Genomic DNA, 18,766 nt, shown 5'->3' with positions numbered 1-18,766 from the left:
GAAATGTTGAATGCGGTTGGATTTTGGGCTGCCGGGAAGAAATGAACCGAGAGAATGCGGCGGTGAGCCGGGTTACACCAGGCGCAGACGTCTGCGTGTTTGGGAGGGGAGAGATAAAGAGGAGTCATTTGGGGGTTCGCTGGGGATATTTACAGTGTTAGAAGATCATCGGGAGTCGGCTGCGACCATAGTGCAGGTAGTATACGACTTTTCCTTGCATTTTCTTCTGAGTTTGTGACAAAATTGTTTTAAGCGGGTAGAGGATGAAAACCGTGATACGCGTGAGCTTTGGGGTAAGATTTCTGTACACTCGACCAAGAAATGTGGACTATCCCGCTCAAAAATCGAGTGGAAGTCGCAACCGCAGAGCAAACCCTAATACTAAGAAGATAAGCCATGATACCCAGCGACAAAAAATATAAGAGTCCAGACTTCAGACGTCTCTTTGAAGGAAGCCCCCATCCGTATCTTGTATTGCTCCCGGATGCCGTCTTTACCATTGTCGCTGTGAATGATCGATATTTGGCAGCCACCGCCACCCGCCGTCCCGACATCCTCGGCTGTGGTCTTTTTGAAGTTTTCCCTGACAACCCCAATGAAAATTCCAGCAGCAGCGTCAACGATCTCAGGATTTCACTGGATCGTGTTATACATGATAAAGTACAAGATATAATGGGTATTCAAAAATACGATATTCCAATCGCTGGTGCACAAGGTGCTTTCGAAGTGAAGTACTGGAGTCCGGTGAACACTCCTGTATTCGACGAAGATGGTGACGTTGCATATATCATTCATCATGTCGAAGACATCACTGAGTTCATGCTCGCCCGAGAAAATTCCGCGACAGAAAATACGCATATTAAAGATCGAGCGGATAGAATGGAAGCCGAAGTGGCAAGGAGGGCGAGTGAAGTCAAGATTGCCAATCGTCGACTGAAAGCGATGATGGAGGATCTTGAGCAACGCGAGGCCGAACTTGCGCGTTTAAACGAGCAATTGAAATCCCTGGACCGTGCGAAGACCGTTTTTTTTGACAACATAAGTCACGAATTCCGCACACCGCTGACCTTGCTCCTTGGTCCTTTGGCGGATGCACTCTCAGAAACAGGGCTCGCCCCGACCCAGCGAGCCCGGCTCGAGATCGCCCACCGAAACAGCTTACGCCTGCTTAAGTTGGTCAATTCGCTCCTTACTTTCGCACGCATCGAAGCCGGACGCGCGCAAGCCGTTTCCGAACCAACCGACTTGGCCAATTTGACGACATACCTCGTGAGTAACTTCCACTCCGCCTGTGAACATGCGGGATTGGAATTGCACATTGACTGTCCGCCACTCCCTGAACCGGTCTACGTTGATCGTGACATGTGGGAAAAAATCGTTCTCAATCTGCTTTCCAATGCTTTTAAGTTCACTCTTCACGGGGGGATAACAGTTACTCTCAAGCAGTCCAACGAGACCGTGGAACTGGCGGTGCATGACACGGGGGTCGGGATTCCTGCCGGAGACTTACCACATGTTTTTGAACGATTCTACCGCGTCAAAGGGGTCGAAGGGCGGACGTACGAGGGCTCTGGCATAGGCCTTGCGCTCACCCGTGAACTTGTTGGGCTCAATGGCGGGAAAATCTGGGTTGCGAGCGAGCGGGGCAAAGGAAGTGTGTTTCGCGTGAGCCTTCCTTGCGGCACAAACCATTTGCCTGCTGATCAGATAAAGGCGGGGGCGCCGGCCACTCCTGCTGTCGCCGCAGAACTTGGTGTTGAAGAGTCCTGGCAGTGGCTAACCATGGGAGCGACTGTTGCACCAGACAAGGATGATCTTTCCCCTTTCGGACCAACGATCTTTAAAGAGTCTGTGTCGAATCCAACGCAAGGGAATGCAAAAAGTCTCCGGCCACGCATCATTTGGGCCGACGATAATGCCGACATGCGTGCATACGTGAAACGGATGCTTAGTGACGACTATGCAGTGGAAACAGTCGCAAATGGCGAAGAGGCACTTGCTGCCGCGCGTCGGGAGCCGCCTGACCTTGTTCTTTCGGACGTGATGATGCCGCGCTTGGACGGCTTCGGGCTGCTTAAAGCGTTACGCGACGACACACGGCTCCGGGCAGTTCCCATGATCCTCCTGTCTGCCCGGGCCGGCGAAGAGGCTCGCATCGAAGGTCTGGCTACCGGTGCCGATGACTATCTCGTCAAACCCTTTTCCGGGAAAGAGCTTCTTGCCAAGATCGGATCCACTTTGCGCATGGCTGATCTGCGCCAGGAGGTTGCCCAGCGGGAGGCATCGCTCGAAGCTATGCGCTTGGCTCGTGACGAACTTCAGTCGTTGGCCATGGAACAGCAAGAGCTGAATACATGTCTCCAGCAGGAGATCGTCCAGCGACGCGCCGTTGAAGCGCAGCTCCTCATGGCCAAAGAAGGAGCTGAGAGTGCAAATAGATCTAAGTCTGAATTTCTTGCAAATATGAGCCATGAAATTCGCACGCCACTCAATGGCATAATGGGCATGCTTCAGTTACTGGAGATCACATCACAATCTGAAGAGCAAAAGGAATATATACAAGCTGCGGTCAAGTCATCGAAGCGGTTGACGCGTCTGCTTAGTGATATACTTGATGTCTCCAGGATTGAAGCGGGAAAACTGCAAATAGTCGAATCAGAATTCGATATGAACGCGATAAGTGAGTCGATAAATGATCTGTTTGCGTCGGAAGCCAAGGGAAAAGGGCTCCTTTTGGAATTCAATCAGGGGAAGGATATCCCGTCTCCATTGGTTGGAGACGAAGTGCGTTTGCGTCAAATATTATTCAATCTTGTCGGAAATGCCATTAAATTCACGAATAAGGGCACTGTTCAAGTCGGAATAACGTTATTGCCAAATTCTGTTTGGCCAGTGGTCCGAATATTGATCGCAGTGAGCGATACCGGTATTGGCATATCAAATGAGCAATTCAAAAGTGTCTTCGAACCTTTTACACAGGTTGAGAACTTATACACGAGACGTTATCAAGGGGCAGGGCTTGGTCTCTCTATTGTTCGAAGACTTGTCGAGTTGTTGGATGGCAATGTCACAGTTGACAGCACGGTTGGAATCGGCACGACCTTTTATGTTTCCTTGCCATTTAAAGTTCCAGAGAGAGCCTTGAGATTGATTGGACGCGAAATGCACAGTCTCATGCCAAAAAAAGTCGAGGCCGTTCGCATACTGTACGCGGAAGATGACCCTGTAAATTCGTTGGCCGGTAAACGGTTTCTCGAAAAACTAGGCTACGTTGTAATAACTGCCATAGATGGACGGGGAGTCCTCCAGCTTCTGTCGGAGCAGGAGTTCGATCTGGTCCTCATGGACATCCAAATGCCGGTTATGGATGGTGTCGAGACAACCAGGGCGATCAGAGGCGCAACATCGCTTGGCGAAAAATCTCAAATCCCAATTATTGCCATAACAGCGTATGCGATGATCGGAGACAAAGAGACTTTTCTGGCGGCTGGGATAAATGATTACATTTCCAAACCAGTCAACCTGGCGGACCTGGAGGAAGTCCTCAATCGGGTGATTGGCCCAAAACTGGGCAGCGACAAACAAGAGGCAATCCCCCCCTTCCCCGTTTCCCCATGAGTTTGGGCACGGTCATGGTATTTTTCTGCTCTTATTGAAACAGGTGTTGCTGCATCGTCCGCCACTGCGGTTCGGAAACATTCTCTTTCTACAGGCAGAAATAAAAGACTCTATCGTTGGCTATAAGAGACGATCCGGACAATTTTAGGGGAGAGTTACACCGGCAGGTGGTGGACAGGCTCTTGGCCTCGGTCGACAGCGGCCAGCCCCTGGTGTTCGGGCGTGTCCACTGGAAACGCCGCCAGTGGCTCCGGGACGCATCGGCGTGGACACCGGCGCAGGATGGCGGGGTGGCGTCGACGTGGTGTTGGAATTGCCGACGCTGCGGCTTCGCCACGCCTGGGGGCGAACGGAGAACTTCTCAGGCCCGGCCGGATTCTTGTACGTCCAACCGCTCCAGGCCGTAGTCCCCGGAGAGGAACGCCCGGGCCACGCGGCCGGGCATGGCGTCATCAAGCATCATGGCGTCAAGGAGCCGACTAAAGCCCAGAAACCGGCCCAGCATCACCAGCTTGGCCCGGATCGTTTCCCGAGAGCCTTCCGACAGCACAGCCGTGACCATGTCCCCTTGCCGGGTGGTGAAAAACTCCTCTTCCCGCATGACCGTCTCCACGAACACGGCCCGGCGTTCGCGCTGGACCCGGGCCGTGCCGCCGCCTTTGAACCGAAACCGCAGGGAATTTTCCCGGCGATTGGCCCCGCACACCGCGTCAATCATGACGAAATGGTAGTCCACGCGGGCGTTTAGGTTGAGATAATCCCTGGCCGCCAAGGCGTAGTTGGGATTACCCACCGGCCGCTCGCTGCGCGCATCCAGAAAGGACCGCGAAACCAGACCGCTCACGCCGGCAAGAGGCGGAGCCTTGCCCCAGCGAAGATTCGGGGTGGCCATGCCCTGGAGCAAGGCCAGGAGCGGTTCGCACAAGATGGCCTCAGGGCCAATGACGCCGCCGCTGCCGGCCGCCACACCCCCGCCCAGATCGATGATGAGAAAGGACAGCCCCTGATCGTCACGCAACCGCCGCACCAGGGAAAACGTCTCTTCGGCGATGGCGTCGCCGGCTTCAAACAGGGCGATGACCGCCTTTTCATGGGTATAACGCACCAGATCATGCAGGCTTTGGCATTCCAGGATGGAAAAGGTGGGACCGTAGGCGTCGGTAAGGTTGAGGGGCAGGGTCAATTCGCGAACCGCCGCAGTCGCGTCGTCGCTGCGGGCCGGCCGGCGCACCGCCGGTTTCGGGGCGTCCTGCCAGACGTGCGGATCAGCGGCCAGCACCAGCCCCCGGTCGGCGTCGGCCAGGACCCAGTCGCCGGGAGTCAGGCCCGTGGTGGCCGTGCCGAGGCCGATAAGCATGGGAATGCCCAGCTCCCGGGCCACGCCGGCCAGATGATCCAGCGGATTGCCCATATCGACCAGCAGGGCGGACGTTTCCGGCACAAGGGAGGCCGCGTCCACCAGGCTCTGGTGCAGGGCCAACACCACCGGCCGGGGAGCGGCGGCCGCCAAATCCAGTTCCCGGCGGGAGCGGACCACGACCAGACGGCCGACGGCCTTGCCCGGTGAGACGCCGACGCCGCCTTCCAGCAACACCTGTCCCGGGGTGCGTCCGGCCTCGCTCCCCCGTGGCCCGGCTGGGACCGGGCGGGCCAGTCTGGCCGGGCGGGCCTGAAGAATGAAGATCCGGCCGCCCTGGTCAATGGCCCATTCGATGTCCTGGGGACAGCCGGCCAGGGCTTCGATGCGAAGGGCGTGGTCACGAAGCGCCGCAATCTCGCCGGGAGCCAACAGCGGGGCCAGACGCAGCCCTTCGGGCATTGCTTCCAGACGCAGGCCGCCGTCTTCGGCCACAACCTCCTGCATGGACTTTTGCGCAATCGCGGCCGGGGCGGCCGCCACATCCTCGGCGTGCCGGGCGCGGCTGGGACGGTAGACATCGGCCGGGGCGCGCCCGGACACGGCCAGCGTGCCCAGCCCCGGCACGGCGGTCAGCAACATGCGGCCGCTTTCCGGGGCCATGGGGTCCACGGAAAAGAGCACCCCGGCGGTGCGGGCCGCGACCATCTTCTGGATGAGCACCGCCATGTCCACGGACTCCCGGGCCAGCCCCGCCCTGGCCCGGTAGGCGAGAACCCGGGCCGAGAAGGCGCTGGCCAGGACCGTGACGAAGGCCCGGGTAAAAGCCTCGAACGTACGCACCCCGAGGACGCTGGAATACTGCCCGGCAAAGGAATGTTCCGCCCCATCCTCGGAGGAGGCGCTGCTGCGAACGGAGACGGCAAGCGGGCGGCCGCCCGCCAGGAAGTCCCAGGCAGCGCGCAGTTCCCGGCCAAACGCCTGGGTCGGCGTCGAAGCGACGATCATGGCCTGGGCGGTTTCGGCCAGTGCGCCGTGGTCGGCGTCTTTGGCGGCGGCTTGGCGCAGCACGGCTTTGAGGCGGTCCTCCAGCCCGGCCTGGCGCAGGTATTCCCGGCAGGCCCGGCGGGTGAGGCTGACCCCGTCCGGCACAGGCAGTCCGGCCCGAAGAAGCGTTCCCAGGGGCTGGGCCTTGCCGCCGGCCTGCTCGCGCAGTTCCGGGGTGACGTCGCCAAGGGGCAGCCACAGCCGGCGCGGGGCGCGGCTTTGGCGGTCCAGAGCCGCTTCAAGCCGGCGTTCCAGCGAGGCAAGGCGAGGGTACAGCCCGGCATGGCCGTTGCCGGTCAGGCGGTTCAGCCCGTCGGCCAGTTCCAGGATGATTTCGCGCAACTCCCGCACGGCTTCGCCAAGCCTTGCCGGTTCGTTGTCACGCAGCAGCCGGTCCACCTCGGCGAGCAGTTCCAGGGCGCGCTCATTATGGGCCAAAAGGACCCGGAAGATATGGTAACGGGCCTTGATCCAGTCAAGCGCCACCTGGTTTCGCCGCTCTCGGCGCCGACGCCAGGGCGCGGCCAGCCAGTGAAGCAATCCCGGGGTCATGCGTCCTCCGGTGTGGCGGCGTTTGGCGGCACGAGACCGCACAGTTTAAGAAACTGCCGGGCGAAACGGGCCACGTCGTCCTCGTCGGCCAGCTCCACGTCGAGCTGGCGGGTGTAGGCAGCCAGCGCCCCCAGGAAACGCAGCACGGCAAGGGCCTCGCCCGTCTCCAGGAGCTTTCGCTTGCCGACCACCAGATCACCCTGGCGGGTGGCGCGAAAGCCCAGCCGCTCGAGCACGGTCAGGAGCAGGGCGGCCCGACGGGCGCGGCGGTCGCCGTCGGCAAAGCCGCCGGCAAAGCGGAAATAGATGAAATTGTGCTCCGGCCGGTCCGAGACCACCGCATCCACCACGCTGAAATGGTAGCCCAGGCGCAGGGTGATGTTGGCGTAATCGCCGGCGGCCAGGGCCAGATTGGCCCCAGCCGCTTCGGGTGCGGCGGCCAGGGCCCGGGAGGTCCGGGCCATCCCGGCCATGACGTCGCCCAGGCCGAGGTGGGCCGGTCCCGGACGCTGCACGTCGCGCCGCAGCAACCCCTCCAAAAAGGCTTTGAGGGGCAGGCTCGTCACCTCGGAAAGGCCCACGGTGTCGCCGGCACCGGCCAGGCCCCCGCCCACATCCACGATGCCCAGTTCAAACGGCGAATCCTCGCGCAGTCGCCGGGGTGCCCCCAGGCTGCGGCGTCCCGAGACGTCGATGGCCAACAGCAAGCCCACGGCTTTTTCGTGGGCAAAATGCAAAATGTCATGGCAGGTCCGGCAGTGGGCCGGGTCGAAATCCCTGGCTGCGGGGTCCACCAGATTGAGCGGGCGGATATGGCGCAACAGCCGCCGCAGGACCAGATATTCCGGCTCCGATCCCGGGGACGCACCCTGCATGGCGGCTTGCCGCAGGAGGCTTTCCACCACGCCCCGGTACACGGCGGTCTGCTCGGCATCCACCGTGACCATGGTCCCGACGGCCAGGGCCGCGGCCCCGGCCAAGCCAAAAATGGCCGGCACCCGGTTTTCCCGGGCAACTGTCGCCAGATGGCTGGCCGGGGTCCCCACCTCGGCCAAGAGCGCCCCGAGCCGGGGAACAATCCGCGACAACGCGGGACTGGCGGCCCTGGCCACGCCCACACAGCCCAGGGGCACGGCGTCCGCCGGAGTGTCGTCGTCAAGCAGGACCACCGGCCCGGCTCCGACCCCGCCGCAGGCGATCTGGCCGCCAGACAGGAGCAGATCGGCCGCGTCGGGCATGCTGTCCGCCGCGTCCGGTCCCTCCGACCATTCGGGATAGGCCGTCTCGGCCGGCTCCAGACCGGTCAGCCGGAAACCGCCGTCGGCAGCCAGCACCCAGGACAGCAGGCACGGTCCGCCCAGGGCGCGTTCGGCGGCCAACCCCAGTTCGGCCAGCGCCGCGCCCTGCTGCGGCGTGATAAAGCCTGAACCGCGCAGGGAGTGGCCCCGCGACGGGGTGAGCGGGCGCCCGCCCGGCAGGACGCTGTCTAGCGGCTTGACCGCCAGCCGGGTGCGCAGCGGGGCATGGGGTGCCAAGCGGGAAAACCAGCAGCGGTCGGCCGGGTCGGGCAGGGCGAGGGGCGCGGCAGGGGAAGCGGCCATGGACCGGGCCACGGCCAGCATGGCCGGCGGCAGAGTCGGATCGTGGGCCAGGGTTTGCAGCGTACCGGCGAGTACGCCGGTGAGAAGCGGGCGCAGACACACGGCCACAGCGCCTCCCCCGGCACCGTTCCGGGCAAACCCGGCCACAGCCTGTCCGGCCGCCAGGGCCGAGTCGGCAAAGGCCGTGGCCAGAATTTTTCCGGCTCCGTCGGTGCCGGCGGCCACCAGGGTCAGCTCCAGGGGCCGGGGACCACCCAGGCGCGCATACAGCGCCGTAACGCCGGCCTCCACGTCGCCCAGGACTTCCTCCCGGTGCTCGCCGGCCAAATCGGCCATGCCCGTGACCGTGACTGCCAACCCGTCCGGGGCAGGCAGTCCCATGCCCCGGCCAAGCACAGCTAGCCCGACGCTGGCCAGCCCCACCAGCGGCTCCAGCTCCCAGCCGATCTCGGCAAAGGGCAGCACCCGGCGTGCGGCCAGCGGTCCCATGCCCCCGGCCAGAATGTCTTCCAGGGCGTCCTTGACGGTCAGGTAGGCGTCGTAAAGCCCGACATAGGCTTCATCGGCCATACCGTTTAAATGGTAGGCGCTCAGGTGGGTCAGGCGGCAGACCTCGCGCACGGCGCTTTCGAGGTAGGCCGTATCGAAGACGTATTCGCCGCCAAGCGCCCGGTCCATCCGGGCCATGCCTTCCAGGGCGGCGGTATTTGCGGCCAGAATGCGCTTGAAGGTGCGAAACAAAAAACGGGCGGAACCCGGCCCCATGGCGGCATTTTCCTGCTTCTCCCGGGCGCTTGGCGGCATGGCGGCTAGGGGACGAGTCCCCGCTCCTTTTCGATGCGGCGCACCCCGTCGAGAATCTTGGTCAGCTTAAACGGCTTGGCCACGAAGTCGAACACCCCCTTGCGGAAGGATTCGCGCGCGGTTTCCAGGGTGGCGAAGCCGGTGATGACGATGACGTCGGTGTCCGGGTAGAGGGCCTTGACTTTGCCCAGGAAGGCCAGGCCGTCGAGGCCCTGCATCTTGAGGTCGGTGATGACCACATCGAAGCGGCGCTCCTCCACCCGGGCCAACGCCTCGGCCGGCCGGGTAAAGGCCTCCACCTCGTAGCCGGCTTTCTGGAAAAAGGGCTTCAGGCGTTTGCAGACGATAGGCTCGTCGTCCAGGACCAGGATGCTGGTCCGGCGACGCCTGGGCGAGGGGTCCGGGCCGGGGGCCGCACCGTCGAGGGTACCCGGAGTATCGGAAGTGTCTGGGGTGTCTGGGATCACTCGCGCGTCTCCTTCACAGCGGCAAGGCGGTTGAAAAAGGTCTCAAGATGGCGTTGCCCGGCTCCGTCGGAGTCGAGCCTGGCGTCCAACTGGCGGGTGTAGCCGATCAGCCCGCCGAGCATGAACATCTTGTCCAGCATGGACCGGGTGGGGTGTTTTTTCACCCGCCCCGTGACCATGTCCCCCTTGATCTCCACCACAAAGTCGAAATGCTCCAGCACGGCGGCCACCAGACTGGCCCGGCGCGACCGGCGGGTCAGATCCGTCACTCCGCCCATGAACCGGAAAAAGATGACGTTGTCATTGATCGAGCCGCCAAGATACGCGTCCACTACCGTGAAATGGTAGCCCAGGCGCAGATGCAGGTTGAGGTATTCCTTGGAAATAACGGCCAGATTGCGCCCCAGGCGGGCGGGATCGGCCATGTCCGCCCCGAAGGTGCGGGTGAGGCTTGACATGAAGCTGCCCATGTCCACCCCCACGGGGTTGGTCTCCCACATGCCGGTACTATTCATGCCTTCCAGGATGGCCTTCAGGGGGCGGCAGCGGAGGTCTTTTTCATCGGCTGCGGGACCGGCTGCCGGGTCCAGCCCGCCTTCAATATCAATGACAGTGAGGCCCAAAGGGAGCTTGGTCGCAAGCTTTCGCGGCGCGCCCTTGGTGATCTCCTGGTGGGTTTCGGCCAGGGTGATGAGCTTGTCCACGGCCCGCTGGTGCACGTAGCGGGCGATGTCGTGGAAGGTTTTGCAGTTTTCCGGCCGAAAGGCCTCGGATTTGGGGTCGAGCAGGGTCAGCGGGCTGACGTGGCGCAGGACGCGTTTGAGGGTCCGGTATTCCCAGGATTCCTCAAAGACGTCTTCTCGCACCAATTCGTTGCGGCACAGTGCTTCCACCACGCCCTCGTAGACAATGACGTGGTCGGCGTCGAGGGTGATCTCCTGGCCTTGGCGCAGGGTCCGGGTGGCCGGGCCTGCGCCCACCAGGGTCGGGACGCGCAGCTCGCGGGCGATGGTGGCCATGTGCCCGGTGGCTGAACCGACGTCGGTGATGATGCCCCGGCACTTGGGCATGACCTTGGCAAAACGCGGCGAGGAATGCCGGGCCACCAGGATGGCGCCGTAGGGAAAATCCGACAGGTCCTCCCCTTCGCCGACCAGATGGACCGGACCGGAGGCAACGCCGCCCATGGCGGTGATGCCCTTGCCGGACAGGAGCACCGGCACGTCCCGGGCCGCTTCGGCCACATCCGGACGCAGGGAGCAGGCCCGTGGCCGGATGGACAGGGGACGGGCCTGCAGGATCACCAGTTCGCCCGGGGCGGTGATGGCCCATTCCACGTCCAGCGGACGTTTGAAAAACCGCTCCAGGTTCATGGCCGTGCGGGCCAGCCGGTCGAGCTGGCCGCCGGTCAGACACGGCACGTCGCGAGCCTCGGGGGCAACGTCCAGGGTGCGGGTGCCCCCGGCCGGGTCCAGACACAGCTTGCTGCTTTTGGTGGCAATATCCGAAGAGAAACGGGTATGCGGCGGATCGCGGTCCAAAAGAAAGGTATCGGTTTCGGCGGTGCCGTCAACGATGGGCTTGCCCAGGCCCCAGGCGGCGCTGACCACCATGGCCTGGTCCTGTTCGCCAAGCGGGGCGTAGGTGTAAAGGCCTCCGCTGACGGCGGCGTCCACCATGCGCATGACGCCCACGGCCATGGCCGGTTCCTCGCCGCACTGGTCGCGGTGGAGGCGATAGCGCAGGGCTTCCTCGCAAAAAAGGCTGGCCAGCACCTGCTGATAGGCGGCCAGGATGTCGCCTGCCGCAACGCCGAGCACACTTTCGTACATGCCGGCAAAGCTCGCTTCGCCGTCCTCGCCCCAGGCGCTGGAACGCACGGCCAGCATCTCCCGGCCGTTCCCGGCAAGCTGTCGGGCCGCCTGCTCGATGGCCCGGGCCAGCCCCTTGGGCAGCGCCATGGCCAGGATGGCCTGACGCAGCCGCTGGGCCTCTTCTGTAAGGCCCTTTTCGTCGCTGTCGCACAACCGGCGGGTGGTCTCGGCCGCAAGCTGGCGCAGCCCCGCCTGCTCCATGGCCTCAAAATACGCCCCGGCCGTGATCACAAACCCTTCCGGGACGGCAAAGCCCAGGATATTGCGGATATCCCCGATGCTGGCCATTTTGTTGCCGCCTTCGTCGGCCAGATCGTGGGTCAGTTCGGCCAGGGGCAGGATATGGTCGGGTCGCGAGAGCGTGCGGCGGCCGGCCAGCTCTTCCGCGATCTGGTGCTGGATGTCCTCGAAGGCATTGAAAAGGGACACGTTCTTGCGCTGGCACAACAGGCTCAGATCGGAAACGAGTTTGAAGACCTGATCGCCAAGCTTTTCGCAGGAAGCAAAGATGTACTGCCGGTCATAGATGAAATCGCCCCCTAGCTTGTCGCCCATGTCGGCAATGAGTTCCAAAATGGCGTTGTTGCGATCCAGGATGCTTTTGAATTTCTTGAAAAGCACGGTGAAGGGCACCGGCGGCTTCTTGCGCCACCAGACGGGGAATTTCATCCAGACCGGCAGTTGCATACGGTTCTAGTGCGCTCCCTTGCTCTGAAAGACCAGCCCGATGCCAAGGCCACCCAGGATGGCGATAATCGATGCCAGCACGCCGTACCACGCCGCATGGTTGAAGGCGAGGTCGGCCAGAAAGGCGGGAGCGCCGGTGAGCCTCGCTTCCACGGCCTGGGAGACTTGGGCCTCGACGGCCCCGTCTTTCACGGCATAGATTTCCACGGTGTAGCTGCCCGGGGAAAGGCGCGAAGGAACTGGCAGGCGGACGCTAAAGGGCTGCCTGCCGTCCTTGGCCTGGCCGAGTTTCACGCCGCCGGCGTTTTCCCGGTACAGGCCCTCCTGGCTTTTGAGCCGCAGGAACTCCGGCAGCAGCATGGACCGGTCGGCGTCTGCCGGATCGATGGTGATCTTCCCGGCCAGACCGTCCAGGCCAAGACTGCCCCCGGCCGCGCCCAGGGTCTGCAACGGGGCCGAGGCGTCGATGAGGCAAACACTTGGCACGTTGGCAAAGTGCAGGGTGTTCATATTCATCCACAACAGACCAAAAACCTTGCCCTTTTGCTTGAGCGCAACGTTTTGCGCCTGGCCGACAAGGCGCACGACGACCTGCGAACCTTCGGGAACCTGGCCGTCGATAGCCAACGACGTACCGTTATAGGTGGCACCAATGTCGATAATGCCCGGCGAAACAGTGCATTCCAGGTCGGAAGCCCAGACCGTGGCAGGCAGGGCCACGAAAAGCAGGAAAATTACAATGGCGTGTTTCATGGCTAGTGACCTCCCACAGAGGCCAGAAGGACATCGGGCCTGGCTATCAGTTCATAGAGGATCTTGAACATCACCACCAACACCAGGGTGGCCAGCAGGATCTTCAACTGGTCGCCGTGCAGTTTCTTGCCGAGCTTGGCCCCGACCTGGGCTCCCAGCGACGACCCCACGAGCAGGATGAGCGCCAGGACGAAATCCACGGTGTGGTTGGAGATGGACTGCATGACGGTGACGTTTAGGCAGGTGAAAAGAATCTGGAAAAGGCTCGTTCCCACCACCACATGCATGGGCATACGCAGCAGATAGACCATGACCGGCACCATGATAAATCCGCCGCCAACGCCCATGATGGCCGAGAGCACGCCCACCATGACGCCAAGCAACAGCGGCAACAGCGGCGACATGCGCACGCCCGAACGCTTGAAATCCATCGGCCAGGGCAGGCTGGCCGCCATGCGGCCGAAGGCGCTGGATTTGACGTGCTTTTCCGGCACGTCCCTGGCCGGAGCCTTGGCCTTGTGCATGGATTGCAGGCTCTCGACGAACATGTAGCCGCCGACCAGGCCGAGCATCAGGACGTAGGTGATGTTGATCAGAAAGTCCGCATTGCCCATGGCCCGCAGCATCTTGATGATCTCGACGCCCACCGTGCCGCCGAGGACACCGCCAATGAGCAACAGCAGACCCATCTTGACGTCCACATTGCCCAGACGCAGGTGGGCCAGCGTCCCTGAGGTCGACGCCCCGACGATCTGGTTGGAATCAGTGGCCGCGGCCACGGTGGGCGGAATGCCCATCATGATGAGAAGCGGCGTCATGAGGAAACCGCCCCCGACGCCAAAGATGCCCGAGAGCAGGCCCACCGCCCCGCCCAGGCCGAAGACGGCCGCAATGTTCACGCTGTTGCCCGCAATAGGCAGATAGAGTTCCATGGGTATGGTCATAGCCCGTCCTTTTTGGGTTCGAGACGCTTCTTGGGCGAAACCAGTTCCACCCGGCAGTCCACGCCGGCGAGAATCCTGCCCAGATTTTCGGTTTCGCGTTCCCCGCCCTGTTCGTCCCAGCCGGTGGCGGCCGCCACCAGCAGGGTCGTTTTCAGCTGCCGCGCCGCGCTGACCAGTTCCGGCTCAAAGCGCCCCTCGGTCACGAACAGCTCTACGTTGGCCCCTGTCGCTGTGGCGGCGGCAATCTCGGCTTCGACCCGGCGCAGAATGGCCCGGGCCGTTTCCCGGCCCTGACCCTCGTTTGGGGCAAACACGACCAGGACGCACACCCTGGCCTGGATACGCGGTCCCAGGCAGAGCGCCCGGTCCAGGGCCTCCCAGAAGGGGTGGCATGCGTCGATGCCGACGAGGATTCGTTCCATAGATTTGCTTTCCGCCACCCGCGCCAAAGCAAACCAGGGACCAATGATAAAAAATTCACATAACTGACTGGTTTCGCTTTTTTATTTATTTCACCCACGATGTCAGGCAAAGGGTTGTGTCTCAATTTGAAACACGTGCGGGGGAAATGCTTGTAGCAAAATGGAACATGCTCTAGATTCCCGGCATGGCCACTCAGGAGGATGCCGGGATGCACGCCGCCCACCGCCTCAAAGTCTTTTTCAATTCCATCAAGGGCAAAATTTTCACGCTGTTCCTGGTCGCCTTCCTGGCCGCCTGCGGACTGACCTTGCTCAATGTCTGGACGCTTGCCGCCGTACGGGAGCGGCTGCACCTCTCGGAACGCTACGACGACTTGTCGAGCGCCATTTTGGAGGCCCGGCGCTTCGAGAAGAATCTGCTGATCTATGGTGGGGTGGAAAGCCGGCGCGAAGGGATGCTCTACCTGGATCAGGCCAATGCAGCCTTTGCCGATTTGGCCGAGGACATCGGCCGCGTTTCAGGCTCCAGGGGCCTGGAGGATTTTCGGCAGACCCTTGACCAATACCGACGGGAGTTCGCCGCCCTGGACGCCGCCAAGGACGGCGGAAAAGACCTGGCCAGAACCACAGGCAAGCGGCTGGTGGACATGGCCGAGGAACTCATCGCCACCAAGCGGGCGCGCATCCACAAGACCATCTTCGAGGTCTCGCTCCTGCCCTTTGCCTATCTGGGTATCTTCCTGGTCTTTATGGCCATTTTGATCCGCGTCATCGCCACCAGCCTGTTGACTCCCCTCAGCATGATCGGCGATATCACGGCCCGGGTGGCCAAGGGCGACTTCAGTCCGGTGGACGGGGGCGGGCATCATATCGAGGAGGTGGCCGGCCTGCTCGAGGCGCTCAACCGCATGGCCCTGGAACTGACCGCCAACCAGGAAGACCTGCTGCAAGCCCGCAAGATCGCGGCGCTCGGCACGCTTACGGCCGGCATCGCCCACGAGATCAACAATCCCATCAATAATATTGCGCTTTCAGCCGAAAGCCTGCTGGAGGTCCACGGCGACGCCCTGGACGACGACGCCCGGGAGATTGCCGGCGACATCCTGGCCCAGGCCGATCGGGCCGGGGAGATCGTGCGCAACCTGCTCGATTTTTCCCGCACCGAAAAAGCCCAGTTCAGTCCGCTGGCCCCGGAGTTGATCATCAAAAGCTCGGTGGCCCTGCTCAAAAACCAGATCATGATCTCCGGGCTGGCCATCCACCTGGACGTGCCCCATGACCTGGGGCAGGTGGCCGGCAACCTGCGCCACCTGCAGCAGGTCTTTTTAAACCTGCTGCTAAACGCCGTGCAGGCCACCCCGCCCGGGGGCACAATCGAGGTGGCCGGCCGCGACGCCAGCGACTTCGTGTGTCTGTCCGTGCGCGACTCCGGCAAGGGCATCGACCCCGAACACCTGCCCCACATTTTCGAGCCTTTTTTTACGACCAAAGAGGTGGGCAAAGGCACCGGCCTGGGGTTGGCGGTGACGTATTCCCTCATTAAACGCCACAGCGGACGCATCGAAGTGGAAAGCGAACCCGGCCAGGGAACCGCCTTTTTCGTCTACCTGCCCAAGGCTGCCAAAAACCAGACTGTTTCCGGGCAGTCCGACCATGACAGCTAGACTGGCCGTGGTGGACGATGAAGCCACCGTCCGCAAGCGCCTGGGCGAGGCCTTTGCCCGAAGCGGCTATGTGGTCGAACCGTTTCCCGACGCCGAATCCTTCCTGGCGCGGTCGGCTTTGGCCCCCTTCGACGTCGTGCTGCTGGATATGCGGCTGCCGGGGATGGACGGCCTGGAAGCCCTCAAACGGCTCAAAAAGCAGGGGGTGGAAACCGAGGTGATCCTGGTCACCGGACACGGCGGCCTGGAAACGGCCATTGAGGCCATCAAGTGCGGCGCCTACCACTTCGTGACCAAGCCGGCCAAGCTGGCGGAAATCCGCAGTCTGGTGAAAGGGGCCTGCGACAAGGTGGGTATTGGCCGGGAGAACCGGCAGCTTCGCCAGGCCCTGCGGGAGGAAAGCGGTCTTGAATCCATGATCGGGGCCAGTTCCGCCATGCGGGAGGTCTTCGAACTCATTCGCAAGATCGCTCCGGTTGGCTGTAACGTCCTGGTTGAGGGGGCCAGCGGCACGGGCAAGGCCCTGGTGGCCCGGGCCATCCACCGCCTGTCGCTGCGTCGGGATCAGGCCTTTGTGTCGTTTAACTGCGGCGGATTTACCGAGGAACTCATTTCCAGCGAGCTGTTTGGCTACGAGAAGGGAGCCTTCACCGGAGCCGCTGCCACCCGGCTGGGCCTTTTGGAATCCGCCGGCGGCGGCACGGTCTTTTTGGATGAAATCGGCGAGATGCCCCTGGCCATGCAGGTCAGGCTTTTGCACGTCATCCAGGAGCGGCAGATCCTGCGGGTCGGCGGCACCCGGCCCATTGACCTGGATATCCGGATCATTGCGGCCACCAACCGCGACCTCAAGCAGGAAGTGGCCAAGGGCCTTTTCCGGGAAGATCTCTACTACCGGCTCAATGTGGTGGGCATCCAACTCCCGCGCCTGGCCGAACGCCAGGAGGACGTTCCTCTGTTGGCCCGACACTTCATGGACAAGTACAGCCTGCTTTTTCACAAGGCCGTGGCCGCGGTCAGTCCGCAGGCATTGCAGATCCTGCTCAGCTACGGATTTCCCGGCAATGTGCGCGAATTGGAAAATATTGTGGAACGGGCCGTGGCGCTGTGCGACTGCGAAACCTTGTCCGTGGCCGATCTGCCGCGCGACCTGCAACAGATGGATTTCGCTTCGGTTGAGAGCGAGCGCCTGGAGAGCCTGGAGGAAATCGAGCGCAGCCACATCGCCCGGGTGCTGGAGCGTACCGGGCGCAACAAGGGGCTGGCCGCCCAGATTCTGGCAATCCCGCGCACCACGCTGTGGCGCAAGCTCAAGCAGTTCAAGCTGGATTGACCAGGGAGCGTTCCACAATGAAACACGGTCTGGCGGCCGGGGCCGGGCGCGGGCCTCTTTCGACCGGATCGTCCCTCTTTTTTCAAAGCATCCCGGGCCATTGCTGCATGGCCTGGGCGGGTTGTCCCGGCTTTGGCGCTGGCACGCATCTTGTTATCGCCGGGACATGCAAAACGTTTCCCTTCCCCCGAACAGCACCGGAGAAAACGATCCCCTGGCCGACCTGCCCACCTGGTTCACCCAGCGGGAGGTCATCCCCTTGGACGATACCGTGGCCCTGGTCGTCTGCCATGAGGCCATGCACGCCGTCGTGTCGCTGTGCCGATCCGTGGCCGAGGGGCCCGCGCCGGTGCTGCTGACCGGCGAAACCGGGGTGGGCAAGAGCCTGCTTGCCCGGTTCATCCACGCCAGTCGCAATCCGTACGCACCGTTCGTCTCCCGCATGACGGCAGGGCTGGAGGCGTCCGTGCTGGAAAAATGGATCTTCGGCGGGCCAGACCATACGCAGACAGGTCCGGCGATGGTCGACGAGGCTTGCGGGGGAATGCTGGTCCTGGAGGAGATGGGCGATCTGCCCGTGGCCATCCAGCAACAACTGCTCGACTCCTGGAATTGCCGGTGTTCCGGGGAAAGCAAGATCGGGCCGGTGCAATGGGTCTGCACCACCAATCTGGCCCCACGGGCGCTTTGCGCGCCAAAACGGATGCTTCCGGAGTTCTTGAACCGGTTTGTCCGCATCCACGTTCCGCCGCTGCGGGACCGCAAGCGGGACATTCCGGCCCTGGCCGCCTATTTTTCGTTGCTCACGACCGCCCGAGAGCCCTCTCGCAGCAGCCTGGATATCCTGGCAAAACGGCTTTCCCGCCATTCCTTTCCAGGCAATGTGCGCGAACTGGAGTCCCTCGTGTCCCTGAATGCCACCCAGGGCAGGTCCCCCCTGCCGCCAGCCGGTGCGGCCCGGTTCTCTCGACCGAAAGCATAACTCCGATGAAGAACACGGCGGTTTCGACTAACGGAAAACGCCTTCCGTCGCCAACGCCGTGCTGGCTGTCTTTGGTCCCGATGCCGGCGATGGGGAGCGTGCGGCTTGAGGCAAAAAAGGTACCGGCGCACCTGCCCTTACGGGTCTGGCTGGTCGCTTGGTGCAGCCTAGGGGGAGCGTTTCCTTTCTGCGGCCTTGTCGGAGAGGGGCTGCGAGCCCCCAGGCAGGGCGCGCAGGGCAGCCAGAGGGGCGCGGCCCAACTGGGGCGCGCCAAGGACGGCATCCAGCCGGTAGTCCGGATCTCCCCAGAACACATAGCTTGGGAGATCATTGCGAAAGACCACCAGCAGGCGGGACACGGTCATGAGGCCGCGGCCGTCCTCCCTGGGGATGTTGCGGGGCTGGGGCAGGGTCAGCTCGGCCCAGGGCCAGCGCCCGGTGAGTTCAGCCACCCCGGCTTCGTTAAAGAGTTCGTCATGCACCTCTCCTGCCCGGGCCAGGATATCCAGGAGCACCGCTTCGGCCTGGGCCTCAGGCAGGCACAGCCGGCCGCCCGCCTGGCCAAAACAGACACGACAGCCGGCTGTCGCCGGGATCAGGCCGGCGGCCGCAGGGATCGCGGCCACCAAGGTAAGGACAAGTGCAAGGCACACAGGGGATA

12 protein-coding genes are annotated in these 18,766 nt (G+C 62.5%); 4 read left to right on the top strand and 8 right to left on the bottom strand.

What is annotated here, in order from left to right:
* Window positions 1–396: 396 nt before the first annotated feature.
* Window positions 397–3,618: an ATP-binding protein gene (locus tag DVDV_RS22950; protein WP_083634741.1), complete on the top strand. Its 3,222-nt coding sequence runs from the start codon at window positions 397–399 to the stop codon at window positions 3,616–3,618.
* A gap of 361 nt (window positions 3,619–3,979) precedes the next feature.
* Here DVDV_RS22950 and DVDV_RS10080 read toward each other — a convergent pair whose 3' ends face one another.
* From DVDV_RS10080 to DVDV_RS10050, 7 genes are all read right to left on the bottom strand, one after another.
* Window positions 3,980–6,574, bottom strand: coding sequence for a PEP/pyruvate-binding domain-containing protein (locus tag DVDV_RS10080; RefSeq protein WP_075354544.1), 2,595 nt, complete (start codon window positions 6,572–6,574; stop codon window positions 3,980–3,982).
* Window positions 6,571–8,979: a PEP-utilizing enzyme gene (locus DVDV_RS10075; protein WP_075354543.1), complete on the bottom strand. Its 2,409-nt coding sequence runs from the start codon at window positions 8,977–8,979 to the stop codon at window positions 6,571–6,573. The genes DVDV_RS10080 and DVDV_RS10075 overlap by 4 nt, the downstream gene beginning before the upstream one ends.
* Before the next feature lie 5 nt (window positions 8,980–8,984).
* Window positions 8,985–9,350 (bottom strand): response regulator, encoded by a 366-nt coding sequence (locus tag DVDV_RS10070; protein WP_175577093.1) that lies wholly within the window; start codon window positions 9,348–9,350, stop codon window positions 8,985–8,987.
* Window positions 9,351–9,442: 92 nt separating this feature from the next.
* Window positions 9,443–12,007 carry a PEP/pyruvate-binding domain-containing protein gene (locus tag DVDV_RS10065; RefSeq protein WP_075354542.1) on the bottom strand — a complete coding sequence of 855 codons (2,565 nt, stop codon included), beginning with the start codon at window positions 12,005–12,007 and terminating at the stop codon, window positions 9,443–9,445.
* Between the two features lie 6 nt (window positions 12,008–12,013).
* Window positions 12,014–12,760, bottom strand: a complete 747-nt coding sequence (locus DVDV_RS10060) for a TIGR02186 family protein (protein WP_075354541.1) — start codon at window positions 12,758–12,760, stop codon at window positions 12,014–12,016.
* Between the two features lie 2 nt (window positions 12,761–12,762).
* On the bottom strand, window positions 12,763–13,704 hold the full coding sequence (locus DVDV_RS10055; RefSeq protein ID WP_075354540.1) for a sulfite exporter TauE/SafE family protein: 942 nt from the start codon (window positions 13,702–13,704) through the stop codon (window positions 12,763–12,765).
* Complete coding sequence (locus DVDV_RS10050; RefSeq protein WP_075354539.1) at window positions 13,701–14,126, bottom strand: universal stress protein; 426 nt, start codon at window positions 14,124–14,126, stop codon at window positions 13,701–13,703. The genes DVDV_RS10055 and DVDV_RS10050 overlap by 4 nt, the downstream gene beginning before the upstream one ends.
* A 209-nt stretch (window positions 14,127–14,335) precedes the next feature.
* Here DVDV_RS10050 and DVDV_RS10045 point away from each other — a divergent pair, with 209 nt between their 5' ends.
* From DVDV_RS10045 to DVDV_RS10035, 3 genes are all read left to right on the top strand, one after another.
* Window positions 14,336–15,790 carry a sensor histidine kinase gene (locus DVDV_RS10045; protein WP_075354538.1) on the top strand — a complete coding sequence of 485 codons (1,455 nt, stop codon included), beginning with the start codon at window positions 14,336–14,338 and terminating at the stop codon, window positions 15,788–15,790.
* Complete coding sequence (locus tag DVDV_RS10040; RefSeq protein WP_075354537.1) at window positions 15,780–17,123, top strand: sigma-54 dependent transcriptional regulator; 1,344 nt, start codon at window positions 15,780–15,782, stop codon at window positions 17,121–17,123. The genes DVDV_RS10045 and DVDV_RS10040 overlap by 11 nt, the downstream gene beginning before the upstream one ends.
* 166 nt (window positions 17,124–17,289) lie before the next feature.
* Complete coding sequence (locus tag DVDV_RS10035) at window positions 17,290–18,105, top strand: sigma 54-interacting transcriptional regulator (protein ID WP_075354536.1); 816 nt, start codon at window positions 17,290–17,292, stop codon at window positions 18,103–18,105.
* A gap of 167 nt (window positions 18,106–18,272) precedes the next feature.
* On the opposite strand, the gene DVDV_RS10030 is transcribed toward DVDV_RS10035, so the two are convergent.
* The coding region (locus DVDV_RS10030; protein WP_217694128.1) for a hypothetical protein at window positions 18,273–18,766 on the bottom strand (494 nt) is incomplete at its 5' end.

The organism is Desulfovibrio sp. DV, from assembly GCF_001936595.1.
Classification (GTDB): domain Bacteria; phylum Desulfobacterota; class Desulfovibrionia; order Desulfovibrionales; family Desulfovibrionaceae; genus Solidesulfovibrio.
The sequence above is the reverse complement of the archived record's forward strand: the minus strand, read 5'-3'. Positions and strand labels throughout refer to the sequence as shown.

Excerpts from the sequence above, each read along its gene's own strand:
- DVDV_RS22950 (WP_083634741.1), top strand. The coding sequence starts at position 397 with ATGATACCCAGCGACAAAAAATATAAGAGTCCAGACTTCAGACGTCTC.
- DVDV_RS10080 (WP_075354544.1), bottom strand. The coding sequence starts at position 6,574 with ATGACCCCGGGATTGCTTCACTGGCTGGCCGCGCCCTGGCGTCGGCGC.
- DVDV_RS10075 (WP_075354543.1), bottom strand. The coding sequence starts at position 8,979 with ATGCCGCCAAGCGCCCGGGAGAAGCAGGAAAATGCCGCCATGGGGCCG.
- DVDV_RS10065 (WP_075354542.1), bottom strand. The coding sequence starts at position 12,007 with ATGCAACTGCCGGTCTGGATGAAATTCCCCGTCTGGTGGCGCAAGAAG.
- DVDV_RS10060 (WP_075354541.1), bottom strand. The coding sequence starts at position 12,760 with ATGAAACACGCCATTGTAATTTTCCTGCTTTTCGTGGCCCTGCCTGCC.
- DVDV_RS10055 (WP_075354540.1), bottom strand. The coding sequence starts at position 13,704 with ATGACCATACCCATGGAACTCTATCTGCCTATTGCGGGCAACAGCGTG.
- DVDV_RS10050 (WP_075354539.1), bottom strand. The coding sequence starts at position 14,126 with ATGGAACGAATCCTCGTCGGCATCGACGCATGCCACCCCTTCTGGGAG.
- DVDV_RS10045 (WP_075354538.1), top strand. The coding sequence starts at position 14,336 with ATGCACGCCGCCCACCGCCTCAAAGTCTTTTTCAATTCCATCAAGGGC.
- DVDV_RS10040 (WP_075354537.1), top strand. The coding sequence starts at position 15,780 with ATGACAGCTAGACTGGCCGTGGTGGACGATGAAGCCACCGTCCGCAAG.
- DVDV_RS10035 (WP_075354536.1), top strand. The coding sequence starts at position 17,290 with ATGCAAAACGTTTCCCTTCCCCCGAACAGCACCGGAGAAAACGATCCC.